Source organism: Nonomuraea sp. NPDC052116 (genome assembly GCF_040680035.1).
In the GTDB taxonomy this organism is placed as follows: domain Bacteria; phylum Actinomycetota; class Actinomycetes; order Streptosporangiales; family Streptosporangiaceae; genus Nonomuraea; species Nonomuraea angiospora_A.
In genome coordinates, this window is sequence record NZ_JBFAWA010000046.1 from 1 (window position 1) to 21,506 (window position 21,506).

Annotated in this window: 20 protein-coding genes; 15 read left to right on the forward strand and 5 right to left on the reverse strand. The window is 71.4% G+C overall.

Annotated features, from left to right (window positions below; translation table 11 throughout):
• Positions 1 to 154: 154 nt before the first annotated feature.
• The 3 genes from AB0L65_RS54090 to AB0L65_RS54100 all read right to left on the reverse strand — a co-directional run bounded on the left by AB0L65_RS54090 (position 155) and on the right by AB0L65_RS54100 (position 2,552).
• Positions 155 to 1,516, reverse strand: coding sequence for a glutamine synthetase family protein (locus tag AB0L65_RS54090; protein WP_363963756.1), 1,362 nt, complete (start codon positions 1,514 to 1,516; stop codon positions 155 to 157).
• Between the two features lie 62 nt (positions 1,517 to 1,578).
• Positions 1,579 to 1,794: a hypothetical protein gene (locus AB0L65_RS54095; protein ID WP_185079467.1), complete on the reverse strand. Its 216-nt coding sequence runs from the start codon at positions 1,792 to 1,794 to the stop codon at positions 1,579 to 1,581.
• Positions 1,795 to 1,922: 128 nt separating this feature from the next.
• Positions 1,923 to 2,552, reverse strand: a complete 630-nt coding sequence (locus AB0L65_RS54100) for a TIGR03085 family metal-binding protein (RefSeq protein WP_364263903.1) — start codon at positions 2,550 to 2,552, stop codon at positions 1,923 to 1,925.
• 116 nt (positions 2,553 to 2,668) lie between these two features.
• On the opposite strand from AB0L65_RS54100, the gene AB0L65_RS54105 reads away from it, so the two are divergent.
• From AB0L65_RS54105 to AB0L65_RS54155, 11 genes are all read left to right on the forward strand, one after another.
• Positions 2,669 to 4,462 carry an ABC transporter ATP-binding protein gene (locus tag AB0L65_RS54105; RefSeq protein ID WP_364264094.1) on the forward strand — a complete coding sequence of 598 codons (1,794 nt, stop codon included), beginning with the start codon at positions 2,669 to 2,671 and terminating at the stop codon, positions 4,460 to 4,462.
• Positions 4,459 to 6,240, forward strand: coding sequence for an ABC transporter ATP-binding protein (locus AB0L65_RS54110; RefSeq protein WP_364263906.1), 1,782 nt, complete (start codon positions 4,459 to 4,461; stop codon positions 6,238 to 6,240). The genes AB0L65_RS54105 and AB0L65_RS54110 overlap by 4 nt, the downstream gene beginning before the upstream one ends.
• A gap of 68 nt (positions 6,241 to 6,308) precedes the next feature.
• Positions 6,309 to 6,656 (forward strand): phosphoribosyl-AMP cyclohydrolase, encoded by a 348-nt coding sequence (hisI, locus tag AB0L65_RS54115; RefSeq protein WP_185073053.1) that lies wholly within the window; start codon positions 6,309 to 6,311, stop codon positions 6,654 to 6,656.
• Between the two features lie 8 nt (positions 6,657 to 6,664).
• A complete protein-coding gene (locus AB0L65_RS54120) occupies positions 6,665 to 7,255 on the forward strand; it encodes a Trp biosynthesis-associated membrane protein (protein ID WP_364263909.1) in 591 nt (196 codons plus the stop codon).
• Positions 7,256 to 7,366: 111 nt separating this feature from the next.
• Entirely contained in the window at positions 7,367 to 8,017 is a 651-nt protein-coding gene (locus AB0L65_RS54125) for a DUF4190 domain-containing protein (protein WP_364263912.1), read from the forward strand.
• Positions 8,018 to 8,177: 160 nt separating this feature from the next.
• Positions 8,178 to 8,702, forward strand: a complete 525-nt coding sequence (locus tag AB0L65_RS54130; protein ID WP_364263915.1) for a CD225/dispanin family protein — start codon at positions 8,178 to 8,180, stop codon at positions 8,700 to 8,702.
• Between the two features lie 23 nt (positions 8,703 to 8,725).
• Positions 8,726 to 9,157: a DUF2752 domain-containing protein gene (locus tag AB0L65_RS54135; RefSeq protein ID WP_364263918.1), complete on the forward strand. Its 432-nt coding sequence runs from the start codon at positions 8,726 to 8,728 to the stop codon at positions 9,155 to 9,157.
• A 130-nt stretch (positions 9,158 to 9,287) separates the two neighbouring features.
• Positions 9,288 to 10,127 (forward strand): indole-3-glycerol phosphate synthase TrpC, encoded by an 840-nt coding sequence (gene trpC / locus AB0L65_RS54140; protein WP_192792295.1) that lies wholly within the window; start codon positions 9,288 to 9,290, stop codon positions 10,125 to 10,127.
• Between the two features lie 38 nt (positions 10,128 to 10,165).
• Positions 10,166 to 11,371, forward strand: coding sequence for a tryptophan synthase subunit beta (gene trpB, locus AB0L65_RS54145; protein ID WP_357730127.1), 1,206 nt, complete (start codon positions 10,166 to 10,168; stop codon positions 11,369 to 11,371).
• A 73-nt stretch (positions 11,372 to 11,444) separates the two neighbouring features.
• On the forward strand, positions 11,445 to 12,239 hold the full coding sequence (gene trpA / locus AB0L65_RS54150) for a tryptophan synthase subunit alpha (protein WP_350726265.1): 795 nt from the start codon (positions 11,445 to 11,447) through the stop codon (positions 12,237 to 12,239).
• Between the two features lie 136 nt (positions 12,240 to 12,375).
• A complete protein-coding gene (locus AB0L65_RS54155) occupies positions 12,376 to 16,260 on the forward strand; it encodes an endo-alpha-N-acetylgalactosaminidase family protein (protein WP_364263921.1) in 3,885 nt (1,294 codons plus the stop codon).
• A 9-nt stretch (positions 16,261 to 16,269) separates the two neighbouring features.
• Here the strand turns inward: AB0L65_RS54155 and AB0L65_RS54160 are convergent, their stop codons facing one another.
• Positions 16,270 to 16,839, reverse strand: a complete 570-nt coding sequence (locus AB0L65_RS54160; protein WP_364263924.1) for a TetR/AcrR family transcriptional regulator — start codon at positions 16,837 to 16,839, stop codon at positions 16,270 to 16,272.
• A gap of 175 nt (positions 16,840 to 17,014) precedes the next feature.
• Here AB0L65_RS54160 and AB0L65_RS54165 point away from each other — a divergent pair, with 175 nt between their 5' ends.
• The 4 genes from AB0L65_RS54165 to AB0L65_RS54180 are packed head-to-tail and all read left to right on the forward strand — an operon-like array spanning position 17,015 to position 20,160.
• Positions 17,015 to 17,500, forward strand: a complete 486-nt coding sequence (locus AB0L65_RS54165; RefSeq protein ID WP_364263927.1) for a MauE/DoxX family redox-associated membrane protein — start codon at positions 17,015 to 17,017, stop codon at positions 17,498 to 17,500.
• Entirely contained in the window at positions 17,487 to 18,245 is a 759-nt protein-coding gene (locus AB0L65_RS54170; protein ID WP_364263930.1) for a thioredoxin domain-containing protein, read from the forward strand. The genes AB0L65_RS54165 and AB0L65_RS54170 overlap by 14 nt, the downstream gene beginning before the upstream one ends.
• Before the next feature lie 26 nt (positions 18,246 to 18,271).
• Positions 18,272 to 19,459: a prolipoprotein diacylglyceryl transferase gene (gene lgt, locus AB0L65_RS54175; RefSeq protein ID WP_364263933.1), complete on the forward strand. Its 1,188-nt coding sequence runs from the start codon at positions 18,272 to 18,274 to the stop codon at positions 19,457 to 19,459.
• Positions 19,456 to 20,160: a VIT1/CCC1 transporter family protein gene (locus AB0L65_RS54180; protein WP_363963776.1), complete on the forward strand. Its 705-nt coding sequence runs from the start codon at positions 19,456 to 19,458 to the stop codon at positions 20,158 to 20,160. The genes lgt and AB0L65_RS54180 overlap by 4 nt, the downstream gene beginning before the upstream one ends.
• A gap of 788 nt (positions 20,161 to 20,948) precedes the next feature.
• Here AB0L65_RS54180 and AB0L65_RS54185 read toward each other — a convergent pair.
• Complete coding sequence (locus AB0L65_RS54185) at positions 20,949 to 21,455, reverse strand: hypothetical protein (protein WP_364263936.1); 507 nt, start codon at positions 21,453 to 21,455, stop codon at positions 20,949 to 20,951.
• Positions 21,456 to 21,506 lie beyond the last annotated feature (51 nt).

The window sequence follows — 21,506 nt, forward strand, 5'->3', positions numbered from 1 at the left end:
ACCCACCGATCTCCAACTCGATCTCCTGGACCTCCTCGACATCGATCCACGAGACCTCCGCTGAAGATCACTCACATGCGGAAAACGGGGCTAGCCCGCCGGGGCGGGTGTCAGCGCGTGCGGGCGGGTCGCGAGGCCCGCCTGCGCGCGTCCGTCAGAAGACCCGCAGGTGGTGGAACAGCTCGTACGCGACGTCCTTCGCGGCGAACGCCGCCGCCTCCGAGCGCTTGACCGCCAGGTACGCGCTACGCCGCAGCGGCCCCAGCGCCTCCATGAGCACCTCGTCGGCCTCCAGCGCGTCCAGCGCCTCGTCCAGCGAGGCCGGCAGGCGGGTGTACTGGCCGGGCCGAGTGTCCGGGTCCACGTCCACGGCGGGCCCCGGGTCCAGCTTGCGCCGGATGCCGTCCAGGCCGGCGTGGATGACGGCCCCGAGCGCCAGGTAGGGGTTGGCGGAGGAGTCGGAAGGCTTGAGCTCCAGGTTGGGCTCGCCGCTCTCGCCGAGCGGGGAGCACACGCGCACCGCGGCCTCGCGGTTGTCGGGCCCGTGGACGGCGTACGCGCTCGCCCATGTGCGGGGCGCCAGCCGCCGGAAGCTGTTGACGCTCCCGCACGTGAGCGCCGTCAGGCCGGGCAGATGGGCCATCAGGCCGCCGATGAACCCGTCGCGCACCTCGCCGTCCTCGGCGAAGACGTTACGGTTGTCGCTCCACAGGGACAGGTGCAGGTGCGCGCCGTTGCCCGCCTGGTCGGCCAGCGGCTTGGGGGCCAGCGTGGCCCACATCTGCATGCGCATCGCCGTCCCGCGCACGGTCTCGCGGTAGAGGACGTGGTTGTCGGCGGCGCGCAGCGCGGGCGCGTGACGCACGGACAGCTCCTGCTGGCCGGGCCCCAGCTCGGGATGGTAGTGCTCGACCCGCAGCCCCTGCGTCTCCAGGGCGTGGATGAGCTTGATCGTGTAGTCGTGGGCCGTGTCGAACCCGGCGTTGGCGTAGCACAGCGAGTCGTCGAGCGGGACCAGCCGGTCGGGGCCGCCGGCCGGGTCGGGCAGGCGGCGGCCGAGCGTGAACTCCGGCTCGAACGCCGCGACCAGCGTGTAGCCCTCGGTGGCGAGCTCGGCGATGGCCTCTTTGAGGAAGGTGCGCGCGCAGGCCCCCCACGGCGAGCCGTCCGGCAGGCGCAGGTCGGACAGCATCGCCGCCGCGCCCGGCGCATGGGGCAACGGGACGTAGGTGGCGGGGTCGGGGACAATGCGCACCTCGCCCACCGGACCCATGTGCTCGACCTCCTGGAGCTGGTCGAGCATGTTCATCGCCATCATGGCCACCGTGTGCCCGATGCCCGTGCTGAGCCGTTCCGCCAACCTCGACCGGGACGCGGCCTTGCCCCGGATCACGCCACCGTGGTCGGCGTACAGAAAACGGATCAGCTCGATCCCCTCGAGCTCGGTTCGCTCGAGGATCCGCCGCGCGTTGGGATCGAGCTGATTGATCTTTGTGCCGCTCGGGCGATCTCTCATCCTGCCTGCGTAACACGATCCGGCAGCGCGGGGAAGCATCTGGCGCAGACAGAAGCCTCGCGTCAGGTCAGAACATTTGTGAAGAACACAGCCAATTGGTCTGCTCCGTGAAGGATTCCTTCAAACACTCCGTTGACCGCCGCCGCAGCCTGGGTCGGCTTGGTGAACAGGTAGAACACCACGAACGCGACAGCCACGTAGGTGATCACCTTCTTGACCTGCATGGGGGCCTCCTGCAGTCCATTCCCAGCCGTATATACCCGGATCTGGGCGATCATCAGGCATCTTGGTGAAGATGTACATGATCCTAACCGGGGGGCTTCCTTACTGAGCCAATGGTAAGCGCAGAAGGTCTGGCGTGAACCCCTTGTTCGCCGGGATTTCCGTGATAGGTCGTCCGGATCGCTCAGACGCCGAGGGAGGCCTCGCGCAGTCGTTCGACGTCCTCCGGGTCGCCGGTCAGCTCCACCTTGGTGTGCCGCTGCCGCCCGAAGCAGAACATGAGCAGCTCGGCCGCCCGGCCGGTGACCTCGACCCGCGCGCCGCCGCGGGGGCCGCCGAGCGCCACGCCGCCGCCGAGCCGGTGCAGCACCACGCCGACCGGCGCCTTGCGCAGCATCAGCCGGGCCCCGCTGGCGACCCGCTTCCAGATGAGCCGTTCGAGGTCGTCGGACAGCTCGCGGGGCTCCCATGACGGCTGGGCGCGGCGGACGTCCTCGTGGTGGACGAAGAACTCCAGCGTGTTGACGGCGTCGTCGAGGAAGGGCAGCAGCCCGTAGACGCCGCCCGGCTCGCGTACCAGGCCGACCAGTTCGGGGAAGGGGTGCTTGGCCTTGAGTCCGTTCTGCACCGAGGCGGTGTAGCCGGCGAGGGGCTTGAGCGCGATGCCGCCCATGGCGTCGGGCCTGCGCTCGCGCAGTGCGAGGTGGGCGGCCAGGTCGTAGGTGGTCCAGCCCGTGCAGAGCGTGGGGGCGTCGGGACCGAGGCGGTCGAACAGGTCGCAGAGCGCGGAGCGTTCGTCGCGGGCGTACGTCACGTGGTCAACCCTACCGGTGGGAATAACGTGCATATCTGGAGTGATAGTGACTTAGGCAGATATGTCGGATTGGAAGGGGAACGTGCCGCGTGGCGACCAAGGTCACCTCGGCCGTGATGCGTCAAGGGCTGCGTGTCCTTGGGGTGGCCATTCAGACGGAGAAAGCGGTGTTCGCGCTGGCGGTGCTGGCCAGCGCGGTCTACGGCGGCATGACCGTCGCGTCCGCGTGGGCGCTGGGCTGGGCGACGCAGAACGTGGTGCTGCCGGCCTTCGGGTCGGGCCGCATCGCTTCGGGGGCGCTCTGGACGGGAGCGCTCCTCATCGTCGGGACGGCGCTGCTCAAGGCGGTCGGCGTGGCCGGGCGCCGCATCCTGGCGGGGGTCATGCAGTACCGCATGCAGGCCAGGTCACGCAGGGACGTGACCAAGCAGTACCTGAGGCTGCCGCTGTCCTGGCACCATCAGCACCCGACCGGACAGCTCCTGTCGAACGCCAGCGCCGACGCCGAGGCCGCCTGGGCGCCGCTCGCGCCGCTGCCGATGGCCGTGGGCGTGATCGTCATGCTGTTCACCGCGGCGATCGCGATGCTGTTCACGGACCTCGTGCTCGCGCTGGTGGGCTTCTTGATTTTTCCGGCGATCGCCGTACTTAACCTGATTTATCAGCGCAAGCTCAGCCCGCTGGCCACCCGCGCGCAGCAGCTGCGCGCCGAGGTCAGCGAGATCGCGCACGAGAGCTTCGACGGCGCGCTTGTCGTCAAGACGCTCGGCCGGGAGGAGCTGGAGACCGACCGGTTCCGGCGGCGCGCCCACGAGCTGCGCGACGCCAACATCGCGGTCGGGCGCGTGCGCGGGCTGTTCGACCCGCTGCTGGAGGCGCTGCCCACGATCGGCGTGCTCGCGGTGCTCGCCGTCGGCGCCGCGCGGCTGTCCGCCGGTGCGATCGACTCCGGCGACCTGGTGCAGGTGGCGTACCTGTTCACGCTGCTGTCCTTCCCGATCAGGGCGCTCGGCTGGGTGCTGGCCGAGCTGCCGCGCAGCGTCGTCGGCTGGCAGCGGGTGCAGGCCGTGCTGGAGGCCACCGGCTCCATGGAGTACGGCGGCGTGGCCGCCACCACCGCCGCCTCCACTCCCGCCGCGCTGGAGGTCTCCGGCGTCTCGTACGCCTACGGCGAGGCCCAGGTGCTCCACGACGTCACCTTCGACGTGCCCGCCGGCCGTACCGTCGCGCTGGTCGGGCCCACCGGCTCGGGCAAGTCCACGCTCGTGCAGCTGCTCGTCCGGCTCGTGGACCCCGGCACGGGACAGGTGCTGCTCGACGGCGTGGACCTGCGCGAGCTGGCCTACGGCGGCATCGCCGAGTCGGTGGCGCTGGTGCCGCAGCAGACGTTCCTGTTCGACGACAGCGTGCGCGGCAACATCGCGCTCGGGCTGGAGGCGGGCGACGAGGACGTGTGGGCCGCCCTGCGGCTGGCCCAGGCCGACGGCTTCGTGGCCAGGCTCGCCGACGGGCTCGACACGCGGGTCGGCGAGCGCGGCGCGACGCTGTCCGGCGGCCAGCGCCAGCGCCTCGCGCTGGCCCGCGCGGTCGTGCGCCGGCCCCGCCTGCTCATCCTCGACGACGCCACCTCCAGCGTGGACCCGCAGGTCGAGGCCAGGATCCTGTACGGGCTGCGGGACGCGGCCGAGTCCTCGACCGTCGTGGTCGTCGCCTACCGGATGGCCACGATCGCCCTGGCCGACGAGGTGGTCTTCCTCGACCACGGCCGGGTCGTGGACCGGGGCCCGCACGAGGAGCTGCTGGAGCGCTGCGAGGGCTACCGCAACCTGGTGACCGCCTACGAGCGCGAGGAAGCCGAGCGCGCCGCCATCGACCTGCAGGCAGAAGAGGAAGAAGGGGTCAGCGCATGACGGCGCAGAGCATCCAGGGCAACTCTGAACGTTCCGCGCTCGCCACGATCCGGCATGGCCTCTCGCTCACGCCCGAGTTCCGCAAGGGGCTGGCGGGCACGCTGGCGCTGGCCGTCATCGCGACCATCGGCAAGATCATCGTGCCGATCGCGGTCCAGCAGACGATCGACACGGGGCTCAAGGGCGGCTCGCCGGACCTTCCGTACATCACCAAGGCTGTTCTTGTCTGCGCGGCCGCGGTGCTGCTCACGGCCCTGGCCGCCTACATCATGAACGTCCGCCTCTACAAGGCCACCGAGTCGTCCCTGGCGACCCTGCGCGTGCGCGGCTTCCGCCACGTGCACGACCTGTCGGTGCTCACCCAGAACACCGAGCGGCGCGGCTCCCTGGTCTCGCGCGTCACCAACGACATCGACCAGATCAGCGCGTTCATGCAGTGGGGCGGGCTGATGATCATCGTGGCGTTCGGGCAGCTGTTCGTGGCGACCGTGCTCATGTTCGTCTACTCCTGGCAGCTCACCCTGCTCGTCTGGGCGTGCTTCATCCCGCTGATGATCGCGCTGCCGCGTTTCCAGCGGCTGCTGTCGCGGGCGTACACGATCGTGCGCGAGCGCACCGGCGACATGCTGGCGGCGGTCAGCGAGTCCGTCGTCGGGGCCACCGTCATCAGGGCGTACGCCTCCGAGCGCCGCACCGCCGAGCGCATCGACACGGCCGTGAACGCCAACCGCCGCGCCCAGATCAGGGCGCAGACCATCGTCGGCTTCGTCTTCCCCCTGACCGAGATCGTGGCCGCCGTCGCCATCGGCGCGATCGTGCTGCTCGGCGTGCGGCTCGGCCTGTCGGGCGACATCACGCAGGGGCAGCTGGTGGCGTTCCTGTTCCTGGTGACGCTGTTCGTCTCGCCGCTGCAGACGGCCACCGAGGTGCTGAACGAGGCCCAGAACGCCATCGCCGGCTGGCGCCGCATCCTGGGCGTGCTCGACACGCCGGCCGACGTGGCCGACCCCGGCGACCGGGGCGTGACGCTGCCCCGCGGCCCCATCTCGGTCGCCTTCGAGAACGTGCACTTCTCCTACCCCGGCGGCGCGCCCGTGCTGCGCGAGGTCACCGTGGACATCCCGCCGCGCTCGCGGGTCGCGGTGGTGGGGGAGACGGGGTCGGGCAAGACCACGTTCGCCAAGCTCCTGACCCGCCTCATGGACCCGGCCGCGGGCCGCGTCACGGTGGACGGCCACGACCTGCGCGACGTCCGCTTCTCCTCGCTGCGCGAGCGGATCGTCATGGTGCCGCAGGACGGCTTCCTGTTCGACGGGACGCTGGAGGAGAACGTCCGCTACGGCAAGCCGTCGGCCACCGCCGAGGAGATCCGGCTCGCGATGACCGAGCTGGGCCTGGCCGACTGGCTGGAGGGCCTGCCCGCCGGGCTGGACACCCCCGTGGGCCAGCGTGGCGAGTCCCTCTCGGCGGGCGAGCGGCAGCTCGTCGCCCTGGCGCGGGCGTACCTGGCCGACCCCGACCTGCTCCTGCTCGACGAGGCCACCTCGGCGGTGGACCCGGCCACGGAGGTACGGCTGGCGCGGGCGCTGGAGGGCGTGACGCGCGGCCGTACGGCCGTCTCGATCGCGCACCGCCTGTCGACGGCGGAGAACGCCGACGAGGTCCTGGTCTTCGACGCGGGCCGCCTGGTGCAGCGCGGCCCGCACGCCGAGCTGGTGGGGGAGCCCGGCGTGTACGCCGACCTGCACGCGTCGTGGATCTCCGCGGCCCGCTCCTGACCGAATGTGACGTCCCTGCCCGCGTGCCCGGTAAGCCGGGCAGGCGGGCAGGCTGGTTGAATGGACGCATGTCCCTTGACCCCAAGATCGCCGCGCGGTTGAAGCGCGACGCCGACGGCCTGGTCGCCGCCATCGCCCAGCAGTACGACACCGGCGAGGTGCTCATGCTGGCCTGGATGAACGACGAGGCGCTGCATCGGACGCTCACCACCGGCCGGGCCACCTACTGGTCCCGCAGCCGCGCCGAGCTCTGGGTGAAGGGCGACACCTCCGGCCACGTCCAGCACGTCAAGGCGGTGGCCCTCGACTGCGACGGCGACGCCGTCCTCGTCAAGGTCGACCAGGTCGACGGTGCGTGCCACACCGGAGACCGCACGTGCTTCGACGCCGACCAGCTCGAGATCCCGCTCGGATAGCAGGCCGCATGGGGCACAGAGAGCTGTGGAGCTGGCTGGGGGCGACCGTCCTCGGATGCGTGCTCGTGCTGTTCGGCGCGAGCCGGGCCTGGGTGCGGATCCTGGAGGCGGGCGTGGCCGCGCCCACCGGAGCCGAGCTCAGCCCCGTCCTGACCCCCGTCGCCCTGGCCGCGCTGGCCGGGGTGGTGGCCGTGCTGGCCACCAAGGGCGCGGGGCGCCGCGTCGTCGGGGCGCTGGTCGCCCTGTGCGGGGCGGGCGCGGCGGCCGGGACGTGGACGGCGCTCGGCGGCGACACCGTCACCGGCTGGCTGCGCGAGCAGAACGTCCTGCGCGGCGCCGCCGACCTCCCCTGGGAGGCCGCCCCGCTCTGGCCGGCGGTCACGGCCGCCGGAGCGGTCCTGGTGATCGCCGGCGGGATCGTCGCGATCGTGCGCGGCGGCAGATGGGCGGGGATGTCGGCGCGCTACGACAGGGGCACCGAGCCGGGCGCCGACGGGGACGCCAATGGGGGCGCCGGCAAGGCCCGCGCCGAGGTCAAGGACGACCGGGCGCTGTGGGACGCGCTCGACCGCGGCGACGACCCCACCGACTCCCGCTGACTCTCCGCGCTATGACGATTTCTTTACTGTTCTGAACCTCTGTCTCCTTGGCAAACGTTTCCTCAATAAGCTGCCGTTGCAACTCGCCACGAACACTTAGGAGCCAGGCGCATGAGCTACGGGGATCAGGGCAGCGGCGGCGGCTACGGCGCGCAGCAGCCCGGCGGTGGGTACGGCCAGCAGCCCCCCAGCGGGGGCGGCGGTTACGGCCAGCAGCCGCCCAGCTACGGGGGTGGGTACGGGCAGCAGCCCCCGACCGGGGGCGGCGGTTACGGGCAGCAGCCCCCCAGCCAGGGCGGTTACGGCCAGGGCGGGTACGGGGAGCAGCCGCCCAGCTATCCGCAGGAGCCGCTCGGCTACGGCCAGCAGCCCCCGAGCGCCGGCGGCTACGGCCAGCAGCCCCCCAGCTACGGCCAGCAGGCCTATGGTCAGCAGGGTTACGGTCAGCAGGGCTACGGCTACGGCGCGCCGCCCCAGCAGCCCAGGTCCACCAACGGCATGGCGGTGGCCTCGCTCGTCCTGGGCATCATCGGCCTGATCTTCTGCGGGGTCACCAGCATCCCGGGCGTGATCCTCGGCCACATCGCCCTCAACCGGATCAAGAAGACCGGCGAGGAGGGCTCGGGCATGGCCGTCGGCGGTCTGGTCACGTCCTACATCACCGTCGTGATCTGGGTGCTGTGCTGGCTCATCTTCGGCGGGTTCATCCTGTCGATGATCGGGCTCAGCGCCGCCGCCACGTCGTCCTCGTACGACTACTGAACCGGCCGGTAACCCTCCGCGAGCGTGGCCGGACCGTGACGAGCCGCTTGCGGTCCGATTACGAATTGTCCGCAAAATGGACGTTCTTCCACGTAGGGGGCGTATCCTCGCTAGGCTGCCGCGCGCAACTTGCCACGGATAACAACATGAGAGGTCCTTCATGAGTTACGGCAATCAGGGCGACGGCGGCTACGGCTCGCAGCCGCCCGGCGGCGGTTATGGCCAGCAGCCCCCGAGTGGTGGCGGCTACGGTCAGCAGCCTCCGAGCGGCGGCGGTGGCTACGGCCAGCAGCCCCCGAGTGGCGGTGGCTACGGCGGTGGTTACGGCCAGCAGCCCCCGAGCGGCGGCGGCTACGGCCAGCAGCCTCCGAGCGGCGGTGGCTACGGTTACGGCCAGCAGCCCCCGGCCGGTGGCAACCCGCCGGACAACCACCTGGTCGCGGCCATCCTGACCACCCTGTTCTGCTGCCTTCCCCTGGGCATCGTGTCGATCGTCAAGTCTTCGCAGGTCAACTCGAAGTGGCAGGTCGGCGACTTCCAGGGTGCCGCGCTGGCGAGCGAGGAGGCCAAGACCTGGTGGAAGCGGTCGTTGATCGCGGGCATCATCTGGTGGGTGCTGGTCATCCTCTTCTACGTGGTGGTGTTCGTCCTCCTGGCCGCCAGTGTCCCGAGCTCGAGCTACTGAGCCGGAAGGCGGATACTGAGAGCATGAGCATCGCAACAACCGAGTGGCGCGGCGCGGCGCGCCTCAAGGGCCTGCTCGCGCCGCTCGGTGTTGCGGGCGCGACGGGCGCCGTGTTCGCGTTCGTCGGGATGGTGGACCCCAACCAGCCGGGCCACTACCCGACCTGCCCGTTCCTGGCGCTCACCCACCTCTACTGCCCGGGCTGCGGCACGCTGCGGACCATCCACGCGCTCGCCCATCTCGACCCGGCCACCGCGCTCGGGATGAACCCTCTCGCCGTGGCCATGATGCCGTTCCTGCTGTTCTGGTGGGGGAGATGGGTCGTACGCGCCTGGCAGGGCAGGCCGAGACGCACCACGCTCGCCCATCCGGCGTGGCTGTGGGCGTTCCTCGCCCTCGTCGTGGTCTACTGGGTCGTCCGTAACCTGCCGTTCGGGGCGTTCCTCGCTCCGTAGGGACTCCCAGCCGGGGGGCCTGTGGTGAGGTGACCCCGTGCGGGCCGATACCATCGCAGGACAAGGCAGAGAGCGGACGCGACGCGAACTCTCCGCCGCCCCCACAGTCGACCGGAGGGACCTCAAGCGCGTGAGTGAGCGGACGGAAGGGCCGAGTGTCCTCGACGACATCCTCGACGGGGTGCGCGCCGACCTCGCCGCACGTCAGCAGGCCGTGTCCATTGACGAGCTCAAGCGGCGGGCCGAGCGCGCCCACGCGCCCAGAGACGCCATGGCCGCGCTCGGGGGCGACAGGATCTCGGTGATCGCCGAGGTCAAGCGGTCGAGCCCGTCCAAGGGCGCGCTGGCCGCCATCGCCGACCCGGCCGCGCTGGCGGCCGACTACGAAGAGGGCGGCGCCCACGTCATCAGCGTGCTGACCGAGCGGCGCAAGTTCGGCGGCAGCCTCGAGGACCTGGCGGCGGTTCGCGCCCGGGTCGACATCCCGATCCTGCGCAAAGACTTCATCCTGACCTCCTACCAGCTCTGGGAGGCCCGGGCCCACGGCGCCGACCTGGCGCTGCTGATGGTCGTCTGCCTGGAGCAGGAGGCGCTGGTGTCGCTGATCGAGCGGGCCGAGTCGATCGGGCTCACCCCGCTGGTCGAGGTGCACACCGAGGAGGAGCTCGAGCGGGCGGTCGCCGCCGGTGCCCGGGTCATCGGGATCAACGCGCGCAACCTCAAGACACTCGAAGTCGATCGCGAGGTCTTCACGAAGCTGGCGCCCAAGATCCCCGATAATGTGATCAAGATTGCCGAGTCGGGCGTGCGCGGCCCGCACGACCTGCTCGCCTATGCCAGGGCCGGCGCCGACGCCGTCCTGGTCGGGGAGAGCCTGGTCACCGGCAAGGACCCGCGCAAGGCAGTGGAGGCCCTGGTGACCGCCGGAGCCCATCCAGCGACGCGCCCCGACCACTCAGCAGAGGGATAGCAGTGGCACACGAAGGCTCCATCCTGACCGCCGCCGACCTGACGGGCAACGGCCCGCTCGGCGACGACCCGGACGTGCACGGCAAGTTCGGCATCTTCGGCGGCCGGTTCGTCCCCGAGGCGCTCATCCCGGCGCTCGACGAGGTGGCCGCGGTCTACGAGAAGGCCAAGAACGACCCGGAGTTCCTGCGGGAGTTCGACCATCTGCTGCGCACGTACGCGGGCCGGCCGACCACGCTGACCGACGTGCCGCGCTTCAGCGAGCACGCCGGCGGCGCCAGGATCGTGCTCAAGCGTGAGGACCTCACCCACACCGGCGCTCACAAGATCAACAACGTGCTCGGCCAGGCCCTGCTGACCAAGCGGCTGGGCAAGAAGCGCGTGATCGCCGAGACCGGCGCGGGCCAGCACGGCGTGGCCACCGCCACCGCGGCCGCCCTGCTCGGCCTGGAGTGCGTGATCTACATGGGCGCGGTCGACTGCGAGCGCCAGGCGCTCAACGTCGCCAGGATGAAGCTGCTCGGCGCCACCGTGGTGCCGGTGACCAACGGCTCCCAGACGCTGAAGGACGCCATCAACGAGGCGTTCCGCGACTGGGTGACCAACGTCGACTCCACCCACTACCTGTTCGGCACGATCGCGGGGCCGCACCCGTTCCCCGAGATCGTCCGCGACTTCGCGCGCATCATCGGCGTCGAGGCCCGCCGCCAGATCCAGGAGCTGACCGGCGGCCTGCCCGACGCGGTGTGCGCGGCGGTCGGCGGCGGCAGCAACGCGATCGGCATCTTCCACGCGTTCCTCGGTGACGAGGGCGTCCAGCTGCACGGCTACGAGGCCGCCGGGCGCGGCCTGGAGTCCGGCGAGCACGCGCTCACGCTCACCGCCGGCTCGATCGGCGTGCTGCACGGCTCGCGCACCTACGTGCTGCAGGACGACGAGGGCCAGACCATCGAGTCCCACTCGATCTCGGCCGGGCTCGACTACCCGGGCGTCGGCCCCGAGCACGCCTGGCTGAAGGACTCGGGCCGCGCCACCTACCACGGCGTCACCGACGACGCGGCGATGGCCGCGTTCTCGCTGCTGGCCAGGACCGAGGGCATCATCCCGGCCATCGAGTCCTCCCACGCCCTGGCGGGCGCGCTGGAGCTGGGCCGCGAGCTCGGCCCCGAGGCGACGATCCTGGTCAACCTCTCCGGCCGCGGCGACAAAGACATGGGCACGGCGATGAAATACTTCAACCTCTGACGAGCCGCCACCCCGGCGTGGGGTCCCGCGCCGGGGGATAACTGGTGGGACTCGACCTTCGAAACGGACAGACATGACGACTCTTCAGACGGTTTTCGCCAAGGCGAAGGCGGACAACCGGGCCGCGCTCGTCGGCTACCTGCCCGCGGGCTTCCCCTCCAAGGGCGGCGACGTCGCCGCGGCTGCGGCCCTGGTCGAGGCCGGCTGCGACGTCATCGAGATCGGCCTGCCCTACTCCGACCCGCTCATGGACGGGCCGACGATCCAGGACGCGGTGCACCGCTCGCTGGTCAACGGCACGCGCATCGCCGACGTGCTGCGCACGGTCGAGGGCGTCGCCGCGACCGGTGCCGCCACGCTCGTCATGACCTACTGGAACCCCATCGACAAGTACGGCGCCGAGCGGTTCGCCCGCGACCTCGCCAACGCCGGCGGCGTGGGCACGATCACGCCCGACCTGACGCCCGAGGAGTCGGAGCCGTGGCGGGCGGCGTCCGCGTCCGCGGGCATCGACACGGTGTTCCTGGTGGCGCCGAGCTCGACCGAGCAGCGCATCAAGGCCGTCGTCGACTGCTGCACGGGCTTCGTGTACGCGGCCTCGCTGATGGGCGTCACCGGCGCCAGGGAGAGCGTCAACGTCGCCGCCGAGGGCCTGGTCGAGCGGACCCGGGCGCACACGGACCTGCCGGTGTGCGTGGGCCTCGGCGTGGGCACGGGCGCGCAGGCGGCCGAGGTGGCGACCTACGCCGACGGGGTGATCGTGGGGTCGGCGTTCATCCGCCGCATCCTCGACGCGTCCGACGAGGCAGAGGGCCGGGCCTCCATCGGAGCCCTGGCCAGGGACATGGCCCAGGGGGTCCGCCGGTAAGGGCGCTTTACCGCCTATGTGACGAAATTTCGGGATTGCTGCAAGGATCTGGCGCGTAAGTCCTTGGCGTGCGGTCCGGGGCGGGTGATGATCGGGGCCCCGAAGCGGTGCGACGCACGACCCCGAAAGGACACCGATGCGTCCCAGCCCCCTCACGTTCGCAGCGGCCCTCGTACTCGCGGTCACGGCCATGACCGCCCCGGCCTCCGCCGGTCCTGCCCCGGCGTCGGTAGACCCCGAACCGGCGTCTGCAAGCCCGGAGCCCACCCCGACGTACGCGTTGCCGTCCCCGGAGACGCCGCCCACCGGGACGCCCCCGCCCAGCCCCACCGCGCAGAACGAGCCGCCCAGGCCCGCGCGGGTGGCCCGGCCGATCGCGATCTCGTCCCCGGCGCTGCGCGTTGAGCTCGACCCCGACTTCCCGCGCGTCTTGGGCTACACCGACCGGGCGAGCGGCGCCAGGCTCGGGGGCGGCGCGGGCGTGCCCGCCGTCGTCCTCAACGGCCAGGCGCGAGCCGCCACCGTGGCGCTGACCGCGAACGACGGCGCTACCGCCCGCTACCGGCTGACCTTCCCCGATCTCGGCGGCGTCGCGCTCGGGGCGAGCATCGGGGTCAAGGGCCGGGTGACGACGTTCCGGATCGACTCGGTGGCCGACACCGAGGCGTTCCGCGTCAACACCATCGACCTGCCTGGCCATGACCTGGTGTCGGTGTCGAGCGCGCAGCCGGGCGCGGCGACCGCGTTCACCCGGCTGGACCCGAACTCCACCCGCACCGCCGACGTCTTCGCGCAGGTCACGCCGGGCACCGAGCCTGACGACGGCCCGATCGGGGCTACGTACGCGATCGTGAACACCGACCGGCTGGCCGCCGCGATCGAGACGAACTCCACGTACGACCGCCCCTCGGGCGTCACCGACCGGGACGCCGCCAGGCTCTGGCACCAGGCCAGGAAGGACGCCGGCGGCACGGTCACCGTGGGCGTGTGGAGCGGCCAGTGGACGCACCGCGCGACCGGCTCGCCGTTCACCGAGGAGCCGCCCTGGGCCAAGGTCGTGGTCACGCCCGACGCCAACGGCGACGGGACGCTCGACTGGCAGGACGGCGCGGTGGCGTTCAGGGCCGTCGCCGTCAAGGCGCCCGGCGCCGAGCGGACCGGGGACCGCGTGGTCACGCACATCCCGTTCAACTTCTCCAGCCAGGCCACGCACCCGTTCCTGCGCACCCTGGACGACGTCAAGCGCATCTCGCTGGCCACCGACGGCCTCGGGCAGCTCGCGCTGCTCAAGGGCTACCAGTCGGAGGGCCACGACGCGGCGCACCCCGACTACGGCGGCAACTACAACCGGCGCGCGGGCGGGCTGAAGGACCTGAACACGCTGCTCAAGGCCGGCAAGGGCTGGAACGCCACGTTCGGCGTGCACGTCAACGCCACCGAGTCCTACCCCGAGGCCAGGAACTTCGGCGAGCAGCTCGTCGACAAGGCCGCCAAGGGCTGGAACTGGCTCGACCAGGCGTACCTGATCGACCAGCGCGGCGACCTCACCAGGGGCACCCTGGCCGGGCGCTTCGCGCAGCTGCGCGCCGAGACCGACCGCAACCTCGCGGTGCTGTACGTGGACGTGTTCAGGCCGTTCGGCTGGGTCGCCGACCGCACGCTGGCCGAGCTGCGCGAGCAGGGCTGGCAGGTGACCACGGAGTGGTCGGACAAGCTCGAACGCGCGTCCCTGTGGTCCCACTGGGCCAACGACCTCAACTACGGCGGGGTCACCAACAAGGGGCTGAACTCCCAGATCATCCGGTTCATCCGCAACGACGAGAAGGACGTCTGGAACGCCCACCCGATCCTCGGCAACGCCCGCATCGTCGAGTTCGAGGGCTGGCAGGCCAAGAACGACTTCACCGCGTTCTACCGCAACATCTGGGAGCACAACCTGCCGGTCAAGTTCCTGCAGCACTACAAGATCATGGACTGGAACGCGGACGAGATCGTCTTCTCCGGCGGCGTGCGCGGCACGTACCGGGACGGGAGGCGCGAACTGTTCGCCGGCGGGCACAAGGTGCTCGACGGGGGCACCTACCTGCTGCCGTGGCAGGGCAGGTACTACCACTACAACCCGGCGGGAGGGGTCACGACCTGGGACGCCGACCGGCCGATGACCGTCTACCGGCTCACCGGCCAGGGCCGCGTGGCCGTCGGCACGGTCACCCCGGAGCACGGGAAGATCACGTTGCGGGCGGAGGCGGGCGTGCCGTACGTGCTCTACCCCGGCAAGGCGCCCCGGCAGCCGGACCCGGACTGGGGGCAGGACAGCGGCGTGCGCGACCCCGGCTTCAACGGTGACCGGCTCGCCGGATGGACCGTCACGGGCCCCGTGAGCGTCCGCGAGAACGACCTGGGCCAGCGGGTGGCGCTGCTCGGCGGCGGGGCGCGGGCGCGGCTGGAGCAGCGGCTGACGGGCCTGCGGCCCGGCCGCACCTACACCGCCTCCGCCTTTGTCGAGGTCGAGCCGGGCAGGACCCGCGAGACCACCCTGGAGGTCGCCGGTCAGGCGGTGACCGTCAGCCGGTCCACGGCCAGGAACTACATCGCCTCCGACGAGAAGCACGACACCTACTTCCAGCGGGCCAAGGTGACCTTCACCGCGCCCGGCACGTCGGCCACCCTGCGGATCACGGCCGCCGCCGCGGACGGTGACGTGCGGGTGGACGACGTGAGGCTGTTCGAGCGGGAGCCGGCCGGTGACGTGGAGACGTTCGAGTCGAACGAGCCCGGCTGGGGGCCGTTCGTGAAGGGGGACGCGGGCGGGTCGTTCGACGCGCGCACGCACCTGTCCGAGCGGCACGAGCCGTACACGCAGGCCGGGTGGAACGGCAAGACGATCGACGACGTGCTGAACGGCGACTGGTCGCTGAAGGCGCACGAGGAGCGCCAGGGGCTCATCTACCGCACGCTGCCGTGGACCGCGCGGTTCGAGCCGGGGCACGCGTACGAGGTGTCCTTCGCCTACCAGAGCGCGCAGGCGGACGCGTACCAGTGGGTGACCGGCTACGACAAGGGCGGCGCCAGCGTCGAGACGCGGCGTACGCCCATCCCCGAGCGGCGGACGACGGGGACGTTCAGGGAGCGGGTGGTGGCGGGGTGCGGGGACGTGTGGGTCGGGCTGCGTTCGCTCAAGGCCGAGCAGGCCGGGGCCGACTTCGTCCTCGACGACTTCTCCGTGACCGACCTCGGCGCGGCGCCGGACGCTCAGGCGTGCGGGTCGCTGGAGGTGGCGCCCGCCGGCGTCCTGGAGCAGGGGAGGGCCAACGAGGTCGTCACCACGTTCACGAACCACGAGGACTCGACGGCCCAGGACGTGCGGGTGACGCTGGACGTACCGGACGGGTGGACGGCCACCGGCGACGGGACCGGCGTCGTGGAGCCGGGCGCCAAGTTGACCACGACCTGGCAGGTCACCCCGCCCGCGGACGCCTCCGGGAGCTACGAGCTCGGGGCCGCCGCGGGCTACTCCGTGGGCGGCGCGGCGAAGCGGCTCACCGCGTCCGCGACCGTGCGCACGCCGCCCCGGCCGCCTGCGGAGGACGCCTACGCGAGCGACCTGGAGTGGGTCACCGCGGACAACGGCTGGGGGCCGGTGGAGCGCGACCGGTCCAACGGCGACACCGGCGAGGCCGACGGCGGGCCGATCGTCATCGGCGGGCGGACGTTCGCCAAGGGGCTCGGCACGCACGCGCCGGCCAGGGTCCGCTTCCACCTGGGCGGTGCGTGCGCGGGGTTCACGGCGTTCGTGGGGGTCGACGACGTGCAGGCGACGCGGGGGTCCGTGCAGTTCGCCGTGGTGGCGGACGGGGTGGAGAAGGCGCGCAGCCCGGTCCTGCGGGCCGCCGACGCGGCGTACGAGCTGAGCGCCGACCTGACCGGAGCCCGTTACGTGGACCTGGTGGCCGGGGACGGCGGCGACGGGAACGGCAACGACCACGCCGACTGGGGCGAGGCCAGGTTCACGTGCGGCTGAGCGGGCCCGTCATGCCAGGACCGCCCTGGCGAACAGCGCGGCCAGCCCGTCGGCGTACTCGGCCGGGTCGGCGTCGGGGTCGGCCTCCAGCAGGAGCGGCAGGCCGTCCAGCGCGCGCTGGACCGCCATCGCGGTCACCCGCACGTTGAACGCCCCGAACTCGCCGCTCTCCTGCCCCCAGACCAGTAACCGCTCGAGGTGGGACAGAGCCGACAGGCCGGCGGTCTCGGGGCGGTGGTTGAGGAGGATCTCCGTGGCCGCGCGCATCTCGGCGCGGTGCTCGCTGACGTACTCCGCCAGGGAGCGGATGTACGTCTCCAGCGCCGCGCCGGCCGTGCGCTGTGTGCGTACCCGCTCCGTCATGAACGCCGAAAGCCGCCCCTGGATCGTCGCGATCACCTGAGCGATCAGCTCGTCCTTGCCCGCGAAGTGGTACGAGATCAGGCGCGTGCTGCTGAGCCCGGCAGATCGGGCGATCCGGGCGAACGACGCCTGACGGTAGCCGAGCTCGGCGATCGTCGCGATGGTCGCCGTCACGATCTGCGCTCGTCTGGCGGAGCCCGTGACCGTTACTTGCATGCGTAAATTTTTACTTGACTGCGTAATTCCCGCAAGAAACACGGCTTAGCCGGTGCTTATCCGCCGCGTGGTCATATGGATTCCCGATACTGTGCCCATCCCGGCGCAGAGAAAGAGGAGATGGCGTGTGGACGCGTCACTATCGTCACGCAGAGAGTTCTCGGCGATACCCTGGGTGACGACCGTCGCCCGGCTGGTCCTGGGCGGGGTGCTGATCGCGGCGGGTGGGCTCAAGATCGGCAACCCGGCCGACTCCGTCGTGGCGGTCAAGGCTTACCAGCTGCTGCCCGAATCGATCGCCGTCACGGTGGGCTACGCCCTGCCGATCCTGGAGATCGTCGTCGGCCTGCTGCTGGTCGTCGGTCTGCTGACCAGGGTGGCCGCGGTGATCGCCGGGCTGCTCATGTTCGCCTTCGTGTTCGGCATCGCCTGGGCCTGGGTGCACGGCCTGCGGATCGACTGCGGCTGCTTCGGTGGCGGCGGCCAGCTGGGGGTAGGGGAGGAGCCGACGTACTTGCTCGACATCCTGCGCGACTTCGGGCTCGTGCTGCTCGGCGCCTGGGCGGTGCGTTTCCCGCCGGGCCGTTTCGCGCTCGACGGCGCCCTTGGACTGGGGGGCGACAATCGTATTGAAGGGGATGACGACGATGAGCAAGGCTGAGCGCACCAAGACGAAGAGCGCGCGCGAGAAGATCAGGGAACAGCAGGCCGAGGCACGCCTACGGGAAAGGCGCCGGCGCATCGCCACGTACGTGACCGCCGGGGCGGTCGCGGTGGCCGCCGTCGGGCTCGGCTGGTGGTACGCCGCCAGCAACTCGCAGTCCGAGCAGGCCGCCGGAGCGCTCGCGTCGGTCACGGTGCAGCCCGACGGCTCGGTCGTGATGGCCAACCAGGGCGTCGCCGCGCCCGTGGTCGACATCTACGAGGACTTCCAGTGTCCCGCCTGCAAGGAGCTCGAGCGGGTCAGCGGCCAGACCTTCAAGAACCTCGCCGCCGAGGGCAAGGCCAAGGTCGTCTACCACCCGATCACGATCTTCTCCCAGGAGCCGACCAAGTCCAACTCCGTACGCGCGGGCAGTGCCGCCCGATGTGTCGCCGACGGCAAGCAGTGGGTCGCCTTCCATGACCTGCTCTACCAGAACCAGCCGTCCGAGACCGAGGCCGGCTTCACGGTCGACCAGCTGAAGAACTGGGGCAAGCAGGCCGGCGTGACCGCGCCGGACTTCGACCAGTGCGTCACCACGCAGAAGCACGCCGACGCGCAGCTCTCGTACAGCAAGAAGATCATCGATGCGCAGAAGATCGACCATACGCCGACGGTGAAACTGAACGGCAAGGAAATCGACAATCCCGTACTCTTCAGCCCGCAAGATCTGCGCGAAGCGATTACGAAGGCGGCCAAGTAGTCTCTCTTCCGCTACCCTCACGTGACATGCCCCTTGCCTCGATTCCCAGCCCTTCCCAGGGGGTCTGGTATCTCGGAATCATCCCGATCCGGGCTTATGCGCTATGCATCGTGCTCGGCGTCATCGTCGCCGTCTGGCTGAGCGAGCGGCGCTGGCAGGCCCGCGGTGGCCAGAAGGGGACGATCGTCGACATCGCGGTCCCCGCGGTCATCTTCGGCCTGATCGGCGGCCGCCTCTACCACGTCATCACCGACTGGCAGACCTATTTCGGCAGCCGCGCGATCAAGGAGCCCATCCAGGCGCTGTTCATCTGGGAGGGCGGCCTCGGCATCTGGGGCGCGATCGCACTCGGCGCGCTCGGCGTCTGGTTCGCCGTGCGCAAACGCGGCATCTCCATGAGCGCCGTCGCCGACACGGTCGCGCCCGGCATCGCCTTCGCCCAGGCCATCGGCCGCTGGGGCAACTGGTTCAACCAGGAGCTCTACGGCTCGCCGACCACGCTGCCGTGGGGCCTGGAGATCGACGCCGACCACGGGGGCGAGCCGGGGGTGCTCTACCACCCGACCTTCCTGTACGAGTCGTTGTGGGACGTGGCGCTCGGCTTCGTGCTCCTCTTCGCGGGCCGGCGCTTCGCCCTGCGCCACGGGCGGCTGTTCGCCCTCTACGTCGCCGGCTACACGCTGGGCCGCTTCTGGATCGAAGGGCTGCGCATCGACCCGGTCGGCGGCGTGGACCACGCGGTGACGTTCCTCGGGCTGCGGATCAACCAGTGGACGTCGATCGTGCTGTTCGTGGCGGCGCTGGCGTACTTCTGGCTGTCCAGGAACCGGGACAGCGTGGAGATCGTGGCCCCGGCCGACCCGGCCCACCCCGCCGACCAGGCGGACGCCGACTCCGAGGACCCCCAGGAGCCCACCTCGACCGACGACGGCGAGGACACTCCGAGCCCTCGACCATCGGCCGATCCGTCCAAGGACCCCGAAGCCACGGACGACCCGGCTCCGGAGACCGACACGACCACGGACGCGGAAGTCACAGAAGTCACGGACGCTCCGGCGCCGGCAGCCGAAAAGGCCGAGAAGCCTGAGCAGGCCGAGAAGGCCGAGGACGACGGAGCGAAGGATGCCCCGCCGCCGGCGGATGATGTGACCCCCGCCGACGGGGTAGAGGCATCTGACGCCGAAGTCGTGACGAAGGAGAAGAACTCGCGATGAGTGGTCGCGCGGAGATCCACCACCAGCATCGCGACGTCACCGGAGGCTGGTTGCGGCCCTCGGTGTTCGGCGCGATGGACGGCCTGGTGTCGAACTTCGCGCTCATCGCGGGTGTCGCGGGCGGGACGACCAACACGAAGGTCATCGCCCTCGGAGGCGTCGCCGGGCTCGCCGCCGGCGCGCTGTCCATGGCGGGCGGCGAGTACGTCTCGGTCGCCAGCCAGCGCGAGCTGGCCCAGGCCGAGATCGCCGTCGAACGGCGCGAGCTCGCCCGCCACCCTGACGACGAGCAGGCGGAGCTGGCACAGACGTTCGTCGACAAGGGCGTGGAGCCCGGCCTGGCCGCCGAGGTGTCCAGGCAGATCTCCCGCAACCCGGACCGCGCGCTGGAGGTCCACGCCCAGAACGAACTGGGCGTCGCCCCCGGCGAGCTGCCCTCACCGGTGGTGGCCGCGGTGTCGTCGTTCCTGTCGTTCAGCCTGGGGGCGGTGCTGCCTCTGCTGCCGTACCTGCTCGGCGCCAGGGACCTGGCGCTGTCGGCGGCGGTGTCCTGCGTGGCCCTGTTCGCGGCGGGCGCGCTGGTCTCGGCGGTGACGGCGCGCAGCTGGTGGTTCTCAGGGCTGCGCCAGCTCGTGGTGGGCGCGATCGCCGCGGCGGTCACGTTCGGCCTCGGCAACCTGATCGGGGCGGCGGGCCTGTGATGGCCCGCAGGAGAGCCGGTTCGGGCGGTCACGGCAGATCCTCTTCCGGCCAGGACGGCACGGGCCGCACCCGCGGCGGCCGCTCGCCCGGCAGAGACCAGGACACCCCCACCCCCGCCTCCGGCCAGCCGACCCCAGACCCGAACGCCGCCGGCCGGGCCGGCGGTAGTTGGCCTGCGCGGGATGCCGGCCGTGCTGGTGGTCGGCGGGCGTCGGGTTCGGATGGTGCTGGCCCGGCTGGTGGCAGTTGGCCTGCTCGGGATGTCCAGGACGCCGGCGGTAGCTGGCCTGCTCGGGATGTGCAGGATGCCGGCCGTGCGGGTGGTCGGCGGGCGTTGGGTGCCGATGGTGCTGGCCCGGCTGGTGGCAGTTGGCCCGCGCGAGAGGTGCAGGACGCGGGTGGTAGCTGGCCGGCTCGTGATGTGCAGGACACGAGCGGGAGTTGGCCTGCGCGGGATGCCGGCCGTGCTGGTGGTCGCCGAGCGTCGGGTTCGGATGGCGCTGGCCCGGCTGGTGGCAGTTGGCCCGCGCGAGACGTTCAAGACGCCGGTGGTAGTTGGCCGGCGCGTGATGTGCAGGACGCGGGCGGTAGCTGGCCCGCGCGGGACGTTCCAGACGCTGGCGGTAGTTGGCCGGCGCGTGATGTGCAGGACGCGGGTGGCAGTTGGCCTGCGCGGAACCTGCGGGACACGGGTGGTAGTTGGCCCGCTCGGGATGTCCAGGACGCCGGTGGCAGCTGGCCCGCTCGAGAGGCGCAGGACACCGGCGGTGCTGGGGGTCGCCGGGCATCAGGCTCGGATGACGCCGGCCGTACTGGCGGCGGTGGTCGGCCCGCGTCGGAGGGGCGAGGCAGCCGTCGTGCCGGTGGTCGCCGGTCGGCGGACGCGGCCGACTCGGGGCGGGCCGGTCACGCCCGGCAGTCCGTAGACCCGGACGGTGGAGGCCACGCGGCGGGCGGCTGGTCGGCGGCAGGCGCGGACGGCGGCTGGCAGCCGAGCGGCGATGCCCAGCCGACGCCGGGTGCAGGTGGCCGGCACGCTGGCGACGAGGGTAGGCCCGGTGCCGGTGCCGGGCCTGGCACCGGTCCTGGTGCCACTGGCGGGAGCGGTCCTGGTGCGGCTGGCGGGGCGGGTGCTGGTGCCACTGGCGGGGCTGGCGTCGGCAGCGGTGGCTGGACTGCCGGAGGCCAGGGCGACGATGGTCAACTGCTGGCCGAGGCGACCGGCGGCGGGCGTCTGCCGTCCGGTAAGAGCGGTGAAAGGCGTGCCGGGCGCAGGCGAGCGAAGACGAGCCACGGCGCGGATGACCAGTCGGCGAGCGGCAGCGACCGCGGAAACTGGGCAGCA